This is a genomic window from Wolbachia endosymbiont (group A) of Melieria omissa, from assembly GCF_964031125.1.
In the GTDB taxonomy this organism is placed as follows: domain Bacteria; phylum Pseudomonadota; class Alphaproteobacteria; order Rickettsiales; family Anaplasmataceae; genus Wolbachia; species Wolbachia pipientis.
Genome location: NZ_OZ035007.1, coordinates 92,335 through 106,919, shown reverse-complemented (window position 1 = coordinate 106,919; position 14,585 = coordinate 92,335). Strand labels below are relative to the sequence as shown.

At 34.8% G+C, this 14,585-nt stretch carries 13 protein-coding genes and 1 tRNA gene; 11 read left to right on the top strand and 3 right to left on the bottom strand.

The features are described from left to right. The first annotated feature begins 12 nt into the window (after window positions 1-12). The 8 genes from ACQH2Q_RS00430 (at window position 13) to ACQH2Q_RS00395 (ending at window position 8,331) form a co-directional block, all read left to right on the top strand. A complete protein-coding gene (locus ACQH2Q_RS00430) occupies window positions 13-1,089 on the top strand; it encodes a rod shape-determining protein (RefSeq protein WP_007548791.1) in 1,077 nt (358 codons plus the stop codon). Window positions 1,090-1,405: 316 nt separating this feature from the next. Next, window positions 1,406-2,518 carry a tRNA 2-thiouridine(34) synthase MnmA gene (mnmA, locus tag ACQH2Q_RS00425; protein ID WP_182309863.1) on the top strand — a complete coding sequence of 371 codons (1,113 nt, stop codon included), beginning with the start codon at window positions 1,406-1,408 and terminating at the stop codon, window positions 2,516-2,518. Window positions 2,519-3,467: 949 nt separating this feature from the next. Continuing rightward, window positions 3,468-4,682 carry a WD1261 family protein gene (locus tag ACQH2Q_RS00420; RefSeq protein ID WP_264339702.1) on the top strand — a complete coding sequence of 405 codons (1,215 nt, stop codon included), beginning with the start codon at window positions 3,468-3,470 and terminating at the stop codon, window positions 4,680-4,682. A 69-nt stretch (window positions 4,683-4,751) separates the two neighbouring features. Beyond that, complete coding sequence (gene ppa, locus ACQH2Q_RS00415) at window positions 4,752-5,258, top strand: inorganic diphosphatase (RefSeq protein ID WP_151807542.1); 507 nt, start codon at window positions 4,752-4,754, stop codon at window positions 5,256-5,258. Window positions 5,259-5,657: 399 nt separating this feature from the next. Then, a tRNA-Ser gene (locus tag ACQH2Q_RS00410) sits at window positions 5,658-5,748 on the top strand. Window positions 5,749-5,932: 184 nt separating this feature from the next. Continuing rightward, window positions 5,933-7,078 (top strand): SurA N-terminal domain-containing protein, encoded by a 1,146-nt coding sequence (locus tag ACQH2Q_RS00405; RefSeq protein WP_182309700.1) that lies wholly within the window; start codon window positions 5,933-5,935, stop codon window positions 7,076-7,078. A 97-nt stretch (window positions 7,079-7,175) separates the two neighbouring features. Continuing rightward, window positions 7,176-7,796, top strand: coding sequence for an oxidoreductase (locus ACQH2Q_RS00400; protein WP_182309699.1), 621 nt, complete (start codon window positions 7,176-7,178; stop codon window positions 7,794-7,796). Beyond that, entirely contained in the window at window positions 7,780-8,331 is a 552-nt protein-coding gene (locus tag ACQH2Q_RS00395) for a 5-formyltetrahydrofolate cyclo-ligase (protein ID WP_341817659.1), read from the top strand. Before ACQH2Q_RS00400 ends, ACQH2Q_RS00395 begins: the two co-directional genes overlap by 17 nt. 36 nt (window positions 8,332-8,367) lie before the next feature. Here ACQH2Q_RS00395 and ACQH2Q_RS00390 read toward each other — a convergent pair whose 3' ends face one another. Further along, window positions 8,368-9,258 (bottom strand): hypothetical protein, encoded by an 891-nt coding sequence (locus ACQH2Q_RS00390; protein ID WP_425383491.1) that lies wholly within the window; start codon window positions 9,256-9,258, stop codon window positions 8,368-8,370. Window positions 9,259-9,538: 280 nt separating this feature from the next. Here ACQH2Q_RS00390 and elbB point away from each other — a divergent pair, with 280 nt between their 5' ends. Beyond that, window positions 9,539-10,246 carry an isoprenoid biosynthesis glyoxalase ElbB gene (gene elbB, locus ACQH2Q_RS00385; RefSeq protein ID WP_039963711.1) on the top strand — a complete coding sequence of 236 codons (708 nt, stop codon included), beginning with the start codon at window positions 9,539-9,541 and terminating at the stop codon, window positions 10,244-10,246. A 175-nt stretch (window positions 10,247-10,421) separates the two neighbouring features. Next, window positions 10,422-10,730, top strand: a complete 309-nt coding sequence (locus ACQH2Q_RS00380) for a hypothetical protein (RefSeq protein WP_010081942.1) — start codon at window positions 10,422-10,424, stop codon at window positions 10,728-10,730. 2 nt (window positions 10,731-10,732) lie between these two features. On the opposite strand, the gene ACQH2Q_RS00375 is transcribed toward ACQH2Q_RS00380, so the two are convergent. Further along, a complete protein-coding gene (locus tag ACQH2Q_RS00375) occupies window positions 10,733-12,280 on the bottom strand; it encodes a peptidoglycan D,D-transpeptidase FtsI family protein (RefSeq protein ID WP_264339698.1) in 1,548 nt (515 codons plus the stop codon). Between the two features lie 20 nt (window positions 12,281-12,300). Between ACQH2Q_RS00375 and ispH the strand changes: the two genes are divergently transcribed. Then, complete coding sequence (gene ispH / locus ACQH2Q_RS00370) at window positions 12,301-13,230, top strand: 4-hydroxy-3-methylbut-2-enyl diphosphate reductase (RefSeq protein WP_264339733.1); 930 nt, start codon at window positions 12,301-12,303, stop codon at window positions 13,228-13,230. 393 nt (window positions 13,231-13,623) lie between these two features. On the opposite strand, the gene ACQH2Q_RS00365 is transcribed toward ispH, so the two are convergent. Next, window positions 13,624-13,800 carry a hypothetical protein gene (locus tag ACQH2Q_RS00365; RefSeq protein ID WP_182309824.1) on the bottom strand — a complete coding sequence of 59 codons (177 nt, stop codon included), beginning with the start codon at window positions 13,798-13,800 and terminating at the stop codon, window positions 13,624-13,626. Window positions 13,801-14,585: the final 785 nt, after the last annotated feature.

Genomic DNA, 14,585 nt, shown 5'->3' with positions numbered 1-14,585 from the left:
CTTGAGTTATGTATGAATTTTGTTCGAAAATTAACCGGAAAGTTTTATAGCCTTTTCACTTTCAAAGGTTTATTCGCTAGCGATATTGCTATAGATCTTGGCACTGCAAACACTTTAGTTTATCAGAAAAATCAGGGAATAGTGCTTGATGAGCCTTCAGTTGTAGCAAGAATAAAAGAAAAAGGAAGTTACGTTCCTTATGCTTTTGGTAAAAAAGCTAAAATGATGCTTGGGAAAACGCCTGGAGAAATAGAGGCGATAAGGCCCTTAAAGGATGGAGTTATTGCTGATTTTAAAAGTGCGGAAGAAATGCTAAAATATTTCATACGCAGTGCAAACACAAAATTCACTGTTAATAAACCTAATATTATCATATGCGTTCCATCTGGATCCACGCCAGTTGAAAGGCGTGCTATACAAGATGCAGCAGAAAGTGCTGGTGCAAATGAAGTATTTTTAATTGAAGAACCAATGGCTGCAGCAATCGGAGCTGGGCTCCCGGTTACTGAACCTGAGGGTTCTATGATTGTTGATATAGGAGGCGGTACAACTGAAGTTGCAATTATTTCTTTAGGTGGAATTGTTTATTCACGTTCTGCCAGAGTAGGTGGCGATATTATGGATGAAGCAATAAAATCATATATTCGTGAAAATCATAAGTTATTAATCGGTGAAACAACCGCTGAGAAAATTAAGAAAAGCATAGGTTCAGCCAGTCTGCCAGGTGAAAATAACAAAGAGGGAATGATAATTAAGGGCAGGGATTTAGTGAGTGGCATGCCAAAAGAAATGCTTTTATCAGAATACCAAGTTGCAGAGAGTTTAATAGAGCCTGTACATCAGATAATTTCTGCTATTAAGACTGCGCTGGAGAGCACTCCACCTGAACTTTCTTCTGATATAGTCGATAGAGGAATAGTTTTATCCGGTGGTGGTGGATTATTACGTAATCTAGGTAAAGTTATCAGTGAAACAACAAAATTACCGGTTCGTGTTGCAGATGACCCACTTTGTTGTGTTGCCTTAGGTAGTGGAAAAGTGCTTGAAAACATGGATTATTTTGGCCATGTTTTATTCAAGCAAGATTAAATTATTTTTGAAGGTAGTTTATCGAATTGTTTTGATGGAATTATGTAATATAAATGAGATCCCAGTGTCATGCACCAAGTAATTTGAAGGCAACTTCTAGCAGAAAAGGGTGTCATCCGAGTAGCTAACACTGGGATCCAGGAAACTTGATTACAAATAAATATGCTGTTTTAATGAATTTGTGTAATAGAAGCTAGATTCCAGTGTCAGCTGCTTTCATGACATCATCTACTATGTAAATTGCCCCCAAATCAAAACGTTTGCACAGTTGTATGTTGGAATGACACAAGATTTGCGTTTATAAATTAAGGCGATTATGCTAAAAGAATTTGAAATTGAACCTCTGCTAAAAGATAAAGCTCCGCACCAGACCAAGGCTATTGTTGCAATGTCCGGGGGAGTTGATAGCTCGGTTGCTGCAGCACTGCTACATAACCTTGGGTACCAGGTGATAGGTGTAACTCTTCAGCTATATGGCACTGATGGCAATGCTAACGCAAGAAAGGGTGCATGCTGCGCTGGACAGGATATTTATGACGCTAAGCGTGTAGCTGAAAGTGTTGGCTTTCCTCACTATATTTTAAACTACGAGGAAATATTCAAAAAGGAAGTAATAGAGGATTTTGCGAGTACCTATATGCGTGGGGAAACTCCCATACCATGCGTGAGATGTAACCAAACGGTAAAATTTCGTGATCTATTGCAAGTTACAAAAAATCTTGGTGCGGATGTGCTCGTAACAGGACATTACGTGAGAAGGTTAGAAAAAAATGGTGAGGTAAAGTTGTGTAGAAGCATTGATAAGAGTAAAGATCAAAGCTATTTTCTGTTTGCTACAACAAAGGAGCAGTTAAAGCTTTTGCGATTTCCACTAGGTGGGTTCTATAAAAGTGATATAAGAAAATTAGCAGAATATTTCAGCTTACAAATTTCTGAAAAGCCAGACAGTCAAGATATATGCTTTGTTTCCGAAAGCTATAGTAAAACAATAGCTAAATTAGCTCCACAATCCGTACAGAAAGGCAGAATTGTGGATGTGAATGGAAAAGTGCTAGGTGAGCACAGTGGCATAGTAAATTTTACAGTGGGGCAAAGAAAGGGCTTGGGTATCGCACACAATGAACCTCTTTATGTGATAAAAATTAATACAGAAAATAATGAGGTTATAGTAGGTCCGATCAACGTATTAATGCAAAAAAAAATATTGATCAAGGAGTTAAATTGGTTAGAACAACCAAAGGAAGGTATGGAAGTAACTGTGAAGCTGAGATCATCACATGCGGGAAGTTTAGCAACAATACATTCAATTGACGAAAAAAATAAAGCCTGTGTCATTTTAAACGACGATTACTTTGGCATCAGTCCAGGTCAAGCCTGTGTAGCGTATAAAGATGAGCAAGTAATTGGCGGTGGATGGATATGCTCTTAACTAAAAGCTTTAATGCAGAGTGTAAACATACAATAGACTTCTTGCATAACCATATAACATTGGGAATAGAAACAAAAAAACTTGCTTGACAAACTCCGCCAGCCCCCTTATCATGAAACTGAAGCTATTTATTTATCTTCTCTGTACAGATTAAATGACAAAAAAACTCACGTATCTGGCGTCTCATGTTTAATTTTTTGCACTATGTGCACTCTATGTCTTTATCAAATTTCTGGGTTTTTACCTACACAAGGTGAAATACGCTTATAAAGCATTTAAAACATTAAAAAACGCCAACTTAAAAAATGGATAGTGAATAACTAGCTACCCTAGGGTTTCTTTTGCCTTTTTTTCTGTTTAGTAAATTTCTTAACGTTTATAATTTAGATTAGTTGCGGCTTAAAAGCAGCTAAATCGCGGTTATTAAGTGTTTAGAATAAAAAAACGCCATACTTGAAAGTATAATGTAAGTAATTAGCCAACCACGGGGCCTCTTTTGCCTTTTTTTTCATTTGGTAAATTTCTTAATGTTTGTAGCTAAACGACAACCGTCATCCCGCTGCTTGTTAGCGGCTAAGAGATACCGCGAATGAATCGCGGTATGACGGTTCGCGGCGGCATAAAGATAAGTCTCGTCATCCCGCTGCGTGTTAGCGGAATCTCTTGTTAGCGCTGCGGCGGTATGACGGTTCGCGGTGGCATGACGATAAGCCTTGTCATCCCGCTACGTGTTAGCGGGATCTATGTTGAGAGATACCGCGAATGAATCGCGGTATGAAGGTGTAGATAGTATCCCGCTGCGTGTTAGCGGGATCTCTTGTTAGTGCCGCGGCGGTATAGCTATACCTTTTTCTACTTAGTTTGGGTTATGCAAGAAGTCTAATAACATTTATTGCTATTTTGCCATGTATCCCTTATACTATAAAGTAGAACATTATAGGTTTCAGCAATGATAAAAGAAATTGAAGAACTAATAAAAATTGTTGGTAAGGGTAATTTATTAGAGACGTTATTTATTTTTTTAGGTAGCTTTCAACATGCTGACTTAGATCGTTTTATGGATCACAGGAATCACATAGGTCTGTCTGCATTCATACAGAAGCAAGATGAACAATTAGATTACTATTTTAACTTAAAATTTAGTCTACAAGGGCTGTTTTTAATTTATGCTCTAGCTTATCGAATTCTAAGTGAAAACAATAACCTGAATACTAAAGATGTCATAGATAAAATATATGAAGTTATTAAAGGATCTGAGTTAAATGAATATATAAATGAAGTAGTAGATGGAAGAAAATTAGATTTACTTAACATCTTAGCAAATCCAAAGAGAGAACCAATATTTAAAACAGAAGAAGATTTTGAAAATAAAGTACTCATTGGTCTTAGAAAGTTACTAAGTGAAGGAAATACATTAAACAAATATGACAGAGAATTTGCATTAAATAAGTGCGTTATCAGCAGCTATTATTCCATTCATGACATAAAAGCAGATAAAGATATAGCATTGTTCTTTTCTTTGGGTGGTCACTATAAAGAACTTTCGTCATCTAACAAAACAGTAAAAAGAGAAGTATTAGAGATATGTGAGAATCAGTTAATAGAGAGCTATATAATGTTCTTAGCTGGCAAACTACACATGATCGGATTATCAAGTAGAGATAAATATACAATCGACCATGAGAATGTGGATCGGCAAGAGAAAGCATTGAAAATGGATGGATTAATATATCCTATAAATACAAAAAACACCCTAGAGCAACTGTTAAAAAACCAAAATAGTGATGAATTTGAACAATTAATAACGAGCCCTGATAATATATACTACTCAGTGCTGCAAGAAGAGAATGAATGTAGGCCAAATCCTATCACCAGCAAGAAAAAAGAAAAAGACCATAAAAACACAGTCTGTAAACTTATTTTAGGTATGTTTGTATTATCTGTTGGGTTATATGTTGCTGATTATTTCTTTATGGAGCAAAAATTATTTAATCCAATAAAAGGTGTCCTACCACAGGATAATTTTGCTAATCTAGTAATTGCTGCAGTGCTTACTATCGTAATAGTATATGCTTTATTTCAATTATCACAGGAATCACCACTTTCAACAGTCAATAAGATGACGAATGAAAATTTAGGACCGCTCCATGCAAAACAAGCTTAGAACTACATAAATGTGGCAACTTAAAAGCACATATTGTATAATGCTTATTCTTAAGTTAAGAGGTGATTTATGGATTTAAGTAAAATAACAGCGGGACCAAATGCGGTGAATGTGGTAATTGAAATAAGTGCAAATGCTGAGCCTGTAAAGTATGAATTTAATAAAGAGCTTGGGTTGTTACAAGTTGACAGATTTTTGTCTACCTCAATGACTTATCCTTGCAATTATGGGTTTATACCAAATACCTGTGCAGGTGATGGTGATCCTGTGGATGTTTTGGTGCTAACTCAATTTCCCTTAGCATCTAGTGTTTTAATATCGGTGCGTCCAATAGGCGCATTACTCACTAAAGATGAAAAAGGAGAAGATGAGAAAATATTAGCTGTGCCTGTTTCCAGTGTTGATAGCTATTATGACAATATAAAGGACTATTCTGACTTATCTAAAAGCCTACTAGATAAAATTACTCATTTCTTTTCTCATTATAAAGATCTAGAAAAGGGAAAAACGGTAGCAGTTGGAGAATGGGTTGGTGTGGAAGAAGCAAAGAAAATCATTGAAAAAAGCAGAAATTAGTTTTTATTGATTTATAGCTAAAGTGGCTTAGGTTTGCCCACAATTTGAAAAACAACAAATTCGTCATTCCGCTACTTGTTAGCGGAATCTATACCGCGCACAACTGTACGAACATTGCAATATGGCACATAGTAAACGATGTCATTCCAGTGCGTGACACTGGGATCCAGACTTTCCGTAAAAACGTTATATTTTAACATAACACTTATATGCTCACCAACTTAGTGCTAATCAAAATCCTGGATCCCAGTGTCTGGGCACTGGGATGACAAGAAAGGGAGCACTGGAATTTTTGTTTCAGCATTAGCCATGCATCTGAACAGATACAAATATTGCAATTAAAAGCATTAGACAGGTGGTAGAGGTCTTGGTATTATATAATCTTTAGGTTCTAAATTTGGAAGGGTGGCCGAGCGGCTGAAGGCGGCGGTTTGCTAAACCGTTATACGACCCAAAAGTCGTATCGAGGGTTCGAATCCCTCTCCTTCCGTATACTGTTTTTAGCACGGTTTAAATTCGCTATATTAGCATGTTTTTAGCCTATTTACCAGCGTACCTGATTTTGTTGCAATGGTTTTTATTTCCATTGTCACTGAGATCACTATTAAAAAGTTGGCTAGCATTGACTCAGTATTTATTATAGAATTGGTTATTAACTAAACAACTTTACTTGTATGTATAAAATACTAATTTTACTGTTGATAGTGTTGCCACTTAGGTTGCTTGCAACCGAGATTGAAATTGTTGCAGATGTAAATGGTGAACCAATTTCAAATTTAGATATCGAAAAACGCATCAACTTTATAAATTCATTGTTTGGCACTCAAAGTGTTAATCAAAAAGAAGCAAAGCCTCAAGTGCTTAGGGAGCTAATAGACGAAATTATCATTATCAATGAAGCACAGAGGCTGAATATAAAATTGAGCAACGAGGAGTTAGATAATGCTATTATGTTATTTTTAACCCAAAGTTTTAAACTTAAGGCTAATGAAGTTGATCAATACATAGAGAAGCATAATATAGATCTTGGTATTTTAAGAAAACAAATAAAATGTCAGTTACTGTGGAGCAAAATTATTGAAGTAAGAATTGTGCCATTTATTAATATAAGCGATAAAGAAGTAGATGATGTAAAAAGGCAAACAGAAAAGCCGGATTATCTTATCACGTTCCAAGAGTTTATAATTCCTGATCAAAAAGACAAGGACGTTTATGGTATAGCTGAAGATTTAGTAAAAAAATTACGCAACAGTAATAACCCAGAATCTCCAATAAAGATGCGTAAAGCAACAGTTAATTTAAGTCAGCTAAAAGGAAAACTCAAGAGCGTTTTAGAAGGATTAGAAACCAGCGACATAGCAGGTCCATTCAGTTTCAGTGAAGGTTACTCCGTTATAAAAGTAATAGATAAAGTACAACTTAATCATGCACTGCTGGAAAGCACTTTAAAATTAAAACAGATTGTGGTTGAAGGTTCAGAAAGTTTATTAGATAATCTCAAGGAGCAAAAGGTCAGTTGTTTAAATTTTGATAAATTGGCAGATAATTTTAAGCTGCCAAACGCAAAAGAATTTGAAATAAAAATGCGAGATTTAAATCCTGATTTACAGATTTTATTTAGTAAAACAAGTGTGAATGAAATAGTAGAATTGAGAGAAAATGGCACTGCAAAGTTGATGATGTTGTGTGATATCAAGAGTAATGTAGCGGGTATAGAAGCAATCAAACAGAAAATGTACCAACAAAAGATTATGATACAAAGCAACTTGTTATTAGATGATATGCGTAAAAATGCAGCTATCAGTTATCGGTATAGTTGAAGTCAGAGAGTGTCCTTGTCTTTGTGTATAGAACTATATAAATTACTTTGTTCTATAAAATTTCAAAAAATTTGAACAAATGCAGTTAAAATAGCACATGAAGAATATAATGCTAATTGGTGGTGGAGTTGGAAATGCAGTGTTATTTTCGATAGGGAAGGCATGTCTTGAAAATAATAACAAGGTTTTGTACTTTGCTGGCTATAAGAAGTTAAGTGATGTATTTAAACGAGCACTGATAGAGCGTGCATCAAATGCAGTAGTTTGGGCATGTGAAGAAGGATTGATAGAAACAAGCAGAGATCAAGATAAATCCTTTCATGGTAATATAGTTGATGCAATAGTCTCTTATCAACAAGGAAGATTAGGTATTAATTTGAACGTTATAGATAAAATTATCACTATTGGTTCTGACAAAATGATGAAAGCTGTGAATGAAGCTAGAAAAACAATTTTAAAGCCATATCTAAAATCAGGCCACATAGCAATATCATCAGTTAATTCTCCTATGCAGTGTATGATGAAAGAAATCTGCGCTCAGTGTGTGCAGCAACATATAAATGCGAAAACAGGAGAAAGAAGTTTTGTTTATAGTTGCAGTAATCAAGACCAGGATATGGAGTTTATTGACTTTGACTTTTTAAGTGAGCGTTTGAAGCAAAATAGTTTACAAGAAAAACTTACTGCGAAATGGATAGATCATGTTCAAAGATATTAAACAGCACAAAAAGGAAATAAGAGAGCAATATAAAGCTATAAGAAAAGATATTGATGAAAGTTATTCCAGTTATGCAGCAAATTCCCTTATTAATCTCTTTAATCAGAACTTAAGCTACGTTAAAGGCAAAACAATTGCGGCTTACATTCCAATGGACGGGGAAATAGATGTTGTGCCTTTGATGCATAGTTTACTCGATTTAGATTATAAAGTAGCAATTCCTAATAAAAATAAGTTACTAAAATTTGAGGAATGGAACAAAACAAATGAAGACGTAATTCCTGACGTAATCATTACTCCTGTTATTGCTTTTGATGATCATTTTAATAGATTAGGTTTTGGCGGTGGTTGGTATGACACAATGATGAAAAAATTACGGCCGCTTGGAAAAATATTTATAGGTGTAGCCTATGAGAAACAATATTGTAAAAATCTACCTGTAGAACAACATGATCAAAAATTGGATATTATAATCACTGAGATGTGTGTTAGATGTGGAAGTGGGTTGCTCAAAAAAGTGGATAAAAAAGAATAGATCTCTACCTTTCCCATTCCCTCCCTCTCCAAGCCATCAGAGGGTTTTGGTTTCTCCTGTACTCGCTTGTTCAGAACTTGGACTATCTAATTGAGGAACTGGTGACTTCATTTGGTTAACTTTATCATTAACCATTTTTTCTACCTCCTCTATTTTACCCTCACCAATGGCCATAATTTTAGATTGAAATTTCTCCATAAGTTCCTCAAGTGCTTCCTTATCACTTTCATAAGTACTAGTACCTTTTTCTCTAAGCTTTTTCATGTCATCTTCTGAAAAATTTTGAATAGTTCCATTCTTTACTAACTCTTGTATAGCAGATCGCTGCCCTTCATTTTGAAGCATGCCTATGACCTTTGCTTTACTCTGGGCGTTTTTTATTTTTTCACCTTCTTCGGACATATTATAGCCTATAATCTCTTGAGCCAAACTGTTGTATAATTTACTAAAGTTATCTTTTTTTGGCCCAACCTCAGGCAATTTATCCCCTAAATTTTTAGATAAACTTTTCACTGCTTTTCCTGCATCAATCGCACCTTCTTTTATTTTTTCCCCTGCCTTTACTATACCTATTCCTACATAACGTGCTCCAATAGCCACAAGCGCTATTAATGTAGCAAGCACAATAAGTGGAGAAAATGCTGCTCCTAATACCATTACGGCAGAAGCTATTCCAATTTTTTTATTTGCAGATGCTGATTTAAAATAATTGACTAGATTGTCCAGTGGACCTTTATTATTATTTATAACATTACTTATTGCTTGTTGGTTAACAGATTTTAACGCCTCTTCTATTATTTTTGAGTCAACATTTTCAGAAGTTAAATCTTTAAGTGCTTCTTCAATGAGTTTTATAAATAATTCTTTATTTACCTCCTTTTGCAAGCCTTGGTCATTAATTGCTAAACCTAAATCTTTGAGGTTCATCCCTTTAACTTGTTCTGATAGGGTTGTAAATAACTCTTTTTTCCCCTCTTGTGAGGATTGTGCAATACTTTCTATTATATCTGAAATAGCTTTTCTTAGTTCTGGATAGTCAGTGTCAAAAAACATACTATTGCTAGATTCCATATTCAGCTTCGTTGATTATAAATATGCCTAATTATACATACTAATCATTAATTATATTATAATTGATATAACATACCCCTTTCCAAATATAGAATTTGTATTAAAATATCTAGATTATATGAAATCAAGGTACTTTATGGGTGAAAAAAAATTAAAAGCTGCTGTGGTCTTATCAGGGTGTGGTCACCTTGACGGTGTAGAGGTAAGAGAAGCGGTTTTAAGTTTGCTTGTGCTTGATCAGCAGGAAGTGGATGTTAAATGCTTTGCACCTGATATCAATATCACACAAGTTATGAATCATAGAACAAAAGAGGCAACAAAAGAAAAAAGGAATGTACTTGTGGAAGCAGCAAGAATCGCAAGAGGCGAAATATATGACTTAAAAGAAGCCAAAGCTGAAAATTTTGACATGCTAGTTGTACCTGGTGGATACGGGGTTGCGAAAAATTTATCTGACTTAGCTGAAAGTAAAGACATGGTGACAGTAATGCCTGAATTTGAAAGATTAGTTTCAGAATTTTTTGTTACAAAAAAGCCAATAGGAGCGATATGCATATCTCCAGCCATCATTGTTTCAATTTTAAGTAGCAAGATAGGTAAAGAAGAAAGTAAGGTTAAGGTAACTATAGGAGATGACAGAGAACAGTTGATAGAAAGGCTTGGCGGCGAGCACATAAAATGCGATACAGAGTTATCAATAGAAGACGAAGAACATAATGTATTTTCCTGTTCTGCTTATATGCGTAGCGACGAAAGTACATACTCTGTATATCAAGGGATAAAGCATATGATTGACAGCATGGTAAAAAAGATTAACAAAAAAACTAAACAGCCATTCCTATAAGGTGTACTAAATAAGACTTCTCTATTAATCACACAATTAACTGTTGAATTTTACATTTCTAGCTGTATTATGGCTACGTAGCTAAAGTAACTTAGGTTTATCGACGCTTTACTACTTGTTAGCGGTGTGGTGTAGTGGCCATATATGTTTAGTTCTTTTTTTTAAGGTATTTTGTATGTCAGATCTTTTCTATATTGAAACTACGTGTTGTGTGGACGGTCAGTGTGATGTCTATACAGGGGAAGTGAGTTTTAATGATGTCATGTTAGGCAAGTTCAGTCTAAATTCGTGCAGCGGGAAAGAAGCTATGATAAATCTAGACATTATTACATTCGATATTAATATCGCTATTGATGGTCAAAATGGAAAGACAATAAAAAAAGACCTTAAAGGTCTTGAATTTGTAACTAAAGATGATGGTTCTTGGTATATTAATAAGGATTTTGGTGATGATAAATTTGAAGTTGTAGTAAAGCAATCATAATTTTACATCTCAGGTGTAACATTTAGTATAGGCGCTATTCTATTTATAATGTTCTTTACTATAGGCGCAGCAATTATTCCCCCGGTATGGTGCATCCCTTGAGGCTCATCAATAGCAATTAGCACTATGTACCTTGGGTCAAGCATAGTTAGCACTCCTATAAATGATGCTATGTTTGCATCTTTGCTATATTTACCATCTACAACTTTTTCCGCCGATCCAGTTTTTCCTCCTATTGAATATGCCTTTATTTTTGCTTTTCTGCCAGTGCCATCTGTTACTGCTGCACGTAATAATTTTCTCATTTCCCTGGAAGTTCTTCTTGAGATAATTTGCTCTCCTATACTTCTTTTATTCAACATCAAGGTTGCGTTATGAAATATCCCATTATTGATTAATGCTGCTGCAGTTTGTGCAAGATGTATAGGAGTTACAGCTATGCCATAACCATAAGATGCTGTTATTAAAGTGTTTTCACTCCATTTATCCGGGATTATCGGTGTGGATTTTTCTGGTATTTCTATTTTCAAAGGAGAAAATAGCTTCATAGCTTTAAAGTATTCTACCTGTTTTTCAATACCTAGTTTGACTGCAATTTTTGCTGCACCAATGTTGGATGATTTTACAAATATATCTTGCACAGTAATTTTTGGAATTTTAGATTTATGAAAATCATGAATTTTATACTTTCCAATGGTGATTGGTGTTGATACGTCATATAAATCGCTAGTTTTTGTAGCGTTCGCATCAAGCGCTGCGGCTATTGTAAAGTATTTTAATACCGACCCCATCTCATATACCCCAAGACTGGCACGATTAAACTTTTGTATGTCTTCTGCCTTATTCTGTAAGTTGGGATTAAAATCAGGTAGGCTGACCATCGAGATGACTTCACTATTTCTCACATTTAAAACAATTCCTACTCCGCCAAGTGCCTGATATCTGCTTACAGCTTTAGTTAGCTCTTCATGCACTATGCTTTGCACTCGTGTATCTAAGGATAGTATTATGGGCTTTTCTTGCTCATTGTTTTTACTTATATACGCCTCAACTCCTGCAATACCATTGCCATCTATGTCAGTGTAACCAAGCACGTGTGAAAATAAATTACTGTGAGGATATATACGCTTTATGTCGTCATAAAAATTTACTCCTGGTACACCAGCGTTTTTGATCGCTAGTAATTCTTTTGGAGTCAAGTGCCGCTTTATCCAAGCAAATTTCTTTTCTGAAGTAAGTACTCTATATAAGTTCTTGTATTCGAGGTCATGCAAAGTAGAACACAGTTGTGCTGCTATACTTTCCGGATTCTTTACTTTGGTTGCATCTATATATAGTGATGTTGTGGGCACATTTGTTGCTATTACCACTCCATTTCTATCTAAAATATCAGGTTGTTTATGTACTATATTATCTTTTCTAAAATTTTCTGAAGTAGTAGGTTGATCAAATGTTAAAGAGAATATGCGAAAAATAATTATTATATAAAATATAAATAATGGTACTATAAAACACAGTGAGCGGAGCTTATTTTTAAGTAATGCTTGCATATTTACTTGATTTGACAAAAATGGAAATCATCTTAGCTGAACCACGAGGTTTTTGTGCCGGGGTAAAAAGAGCTGTGGACATATTAGCTATTACTTTAGAAAAATACAAAAACGAGCGCCAAGTTTATGTGCTACACGAAATTGTTCACAATAAATATATAGTAGAGGACTTTAAGAAACAAGGAGTGGTTTTTGTAAGCAGTATCGAGGAAATTGAAGATAATGAAGGAATACTGATCTTCAGCGCGCACGGAGTATCAAAAAATATAGAAGATGAGGCAAAAAGAAAGGGTATTCAAGTGATTGATGCAACATGTCCTTTAGTTAGCAAAGTGCATAAAGAAGCAAAAAGGTATGAAAACAGTGGTAAAGAATTAATTCTCATTGGGCATGAAAACCATCCAGAAGTTAAGGGAATTAGGGGAAGAGTAAACAATCCTATCACTTTAGTGCAAACTTTGCAGGATGTATATGATTTAAAGGTTAAAGATCCAGATAATTTGTCTTATGTTACACAAACTACGTTAAGCATCGACGATACCCGTGACATTATTGCTGCCTTGAAATTAAGGTTTCCAGGCATAACAGGTCCAGATTTAAAGGACATATGCTATGCAACGCAAAATAGACAAAATGCTGTTAAAAAGCTAGCTGAAATTGTAGACATGGTATTAGTTGTAGGAAGTAAAAATAGCTCAAATTCAAACCGCTTATTAGATCTGTGCACTGCTAGAGGAAAAAGAGCCTACTTGATTGATAATTACAGCTGTGTGAATAAAAGCTGGTTTCAGGGCGTAGAAAAGATAGGGATCACTGCAGGTGCTTCCGCTCCTGACATATTAGTTGATGAATTAATAGACTACCTAAAAGTAAACCTGAGTGTAAAAATTTCAGTTATGCCAGGTGGTATTACTGAAAATGTTCAGTTTAAAATACCGAATCTGGTTTAAAACACAACTTATCTACTAAACTTCTCTTGAAATCACACAAACCAGCATCTATAGCTAAGACGTCATACCGCGATTCATTAGACTTCTTGCATAACAATATAACAAACTTTTATTGGGAATAGAAACGAAAAAACTTGCTTGACAAACTCCGCCAGCCCTCTTATCATGAAACTGAAGCTATTGTATTTGCTTTCGCCAATCTGCAGATTAAAAGGTAAGGATTACTTAATGTATCGGCGTCTTATGTTCAATTTTTTGCAGTATATAGATACTGTATGTCTTTACAAAACTTCATCTACATCTAGATTTTTATCTAAATAAGCTGAACGCGCTTATAAAGCGTTACAAGACATCAAAAAATGCCAATACTCGACAGAGATAGTAAAAGACTAGCTAACTCGGGGATTCTTTGTCTTTTTTTCTGCTTAGTAAACTTCTTAAACATTTGCAGCGTAAGTTAGTTGCAATTAAAAGCAGCTTAATCTTGCTTGTCAAGCGTTTAAAACATAAAAAACGCCAATATTTTAAAGCGGATAATAACCCCAGGGTTTCTTTTGCCTTTTTTTTCATTTGGTAAATTTCTTAAATATTTACGGCTAATATGAAGCTAAGTACGAACTTTGTTAAACACAACAAATGGTGTCATTCCAGTCTGGAATCCAGGAAAAAGAATGGTGTCATCCCAGTGCCCAAACACTGGGATTCAGTTTTCTTTACAAATTCACCAAAAGTGTTTCATTCTATAACATAAAACCCATACTCACCAAATCCAATGCATTACTTGCAATTAAGTTTCCTGGATCCCAGTGTCTGGGCACTGGGATAACAAAGGAGGACGTTATTCCAGTGCCAAGCACTGACCATTTCTGGTCTCTTAAATTGCAACTAATCTAAGTATTAAAAAATTTACCAAGCGAAAAAAAAGGCAAAAAAAGCCCGATGGTTGGCTAGTTACTTACATTATACTTTCAAGTATGGCGTTTTTTTATTCTAAACGCTTAATAACCGTGACTCAGCCGCTTTTAAGCCGCAACTAATCTAAATTATAAACGTTAAGAAATTTACTAAACAGAAAAAAAGGCAAAGAAACCCTAGGGTAGCTAATTATTCACTATCCATTTTTTAAGTTGGCGTTTTTTGATGTTTTAAATAGCGTATTTCAGCTTGTGTAGCTAGAAATTTGATAAAGACATGAGGTGCACATAGTGCAAAAAATTAAGCATGATTTACGCCAAATACATTAAGTTTTTTTGTCATTAATCCACTGCAGAGATTGCGAAGATAAATAAATAGCTTCAGTTTCATGATATGTATAACAATGTTACAAAAAATAATATCATAGAATTCAATAGGAT

Coding starts and splice junctions, on each gene's coding strand:
- ACQH2Q_RS00430 (WP_007548791.1), top strand. CDS start 13: ATGAATTTTGTTCGAAAATTAACCGGAAAGTTTTATAGCCTTTTCACT.
- mnmA (WP_182309863.1), top strand. CDS start 1,406: ATGCTAAAAGAATTTGAAATTGAACCTCTGCTAAAAGATAAAGCTCCG.
- ACQH2Q_RS00420 (WP_264339702.1), top strand. CDS start 3,468: ATGATAAAAGAAATTGAAGAACTAATAAAAATTGTTGGTAAGGGTAAT.
- ppa (WP_151807542.1), top strand. CDS start 4,752: ATGGATTTAAGTAAAATAACAGCGGGACCAAATGCGGTGAATGTGGTA.
- ACQH2Q_RS00405 (WP_182309700.1), top strand. CDS start 5,933: ATGTATAAAATACTAATTTTACTGTTGATAGTGTTGCCACTTAGGTTG.
- ACQH2Q_RS00400 (WP_182309699.1), top strand. CDS start 7,176: ATGAAGAATATAATGCTAATTGGTGGTGGAGTTGGAAATGCAGTGTTA.
- ACQH2Q_RS00395 (WP_341817659.1), top strand. CDS start 7,780: ATGTTCAAAGATATTAAACAGCACAAAAAGGAAATAAGAGAGCAATAT.
- ACQH2Q_RS00390 (WP_425383491.1), bottom strand. CDS start 9,258: ATGAACCTCAAAGATTTAGGTTTAGCAATTAATGACCAAGGCTTGCAA.
- elbB (WP_039963711.1), top strand. CDS start 9,539: ATGGGTGAAAAAAAATTAAAAGCTGCTGTGGTCTTATCAGGGTGTGGT.
- ACQH2Q_RS00380 (WP_010081942.1), top strand. CDS start 10,422: ATGTCAGATCTTTTCTATATTGAAACTACGTGTTGTGTGGACGGTCAG.
- ACQH2Q_RS00375 (WP_264339698.1), bottom strand. CDS start 12,280: ATGCAAGCATTACTTAAAAATAAGCTCCGCTCACTGTGTTTTATAGTA.
- ispH (WP_264339733.1), top strand. CDS start 12,301: ATGGAAATCATCTTAGCTGAACCACGAGGTTTTTGTGCCGGGGTAAAA.
- ACQH2Q_RS00365 (WP_182309824.1), bottom strand. CDS start 13,800: ATGAAAAAAAAGGCAAAAGAAACCCTGGGGTTATTATCCGCTTTAAAA.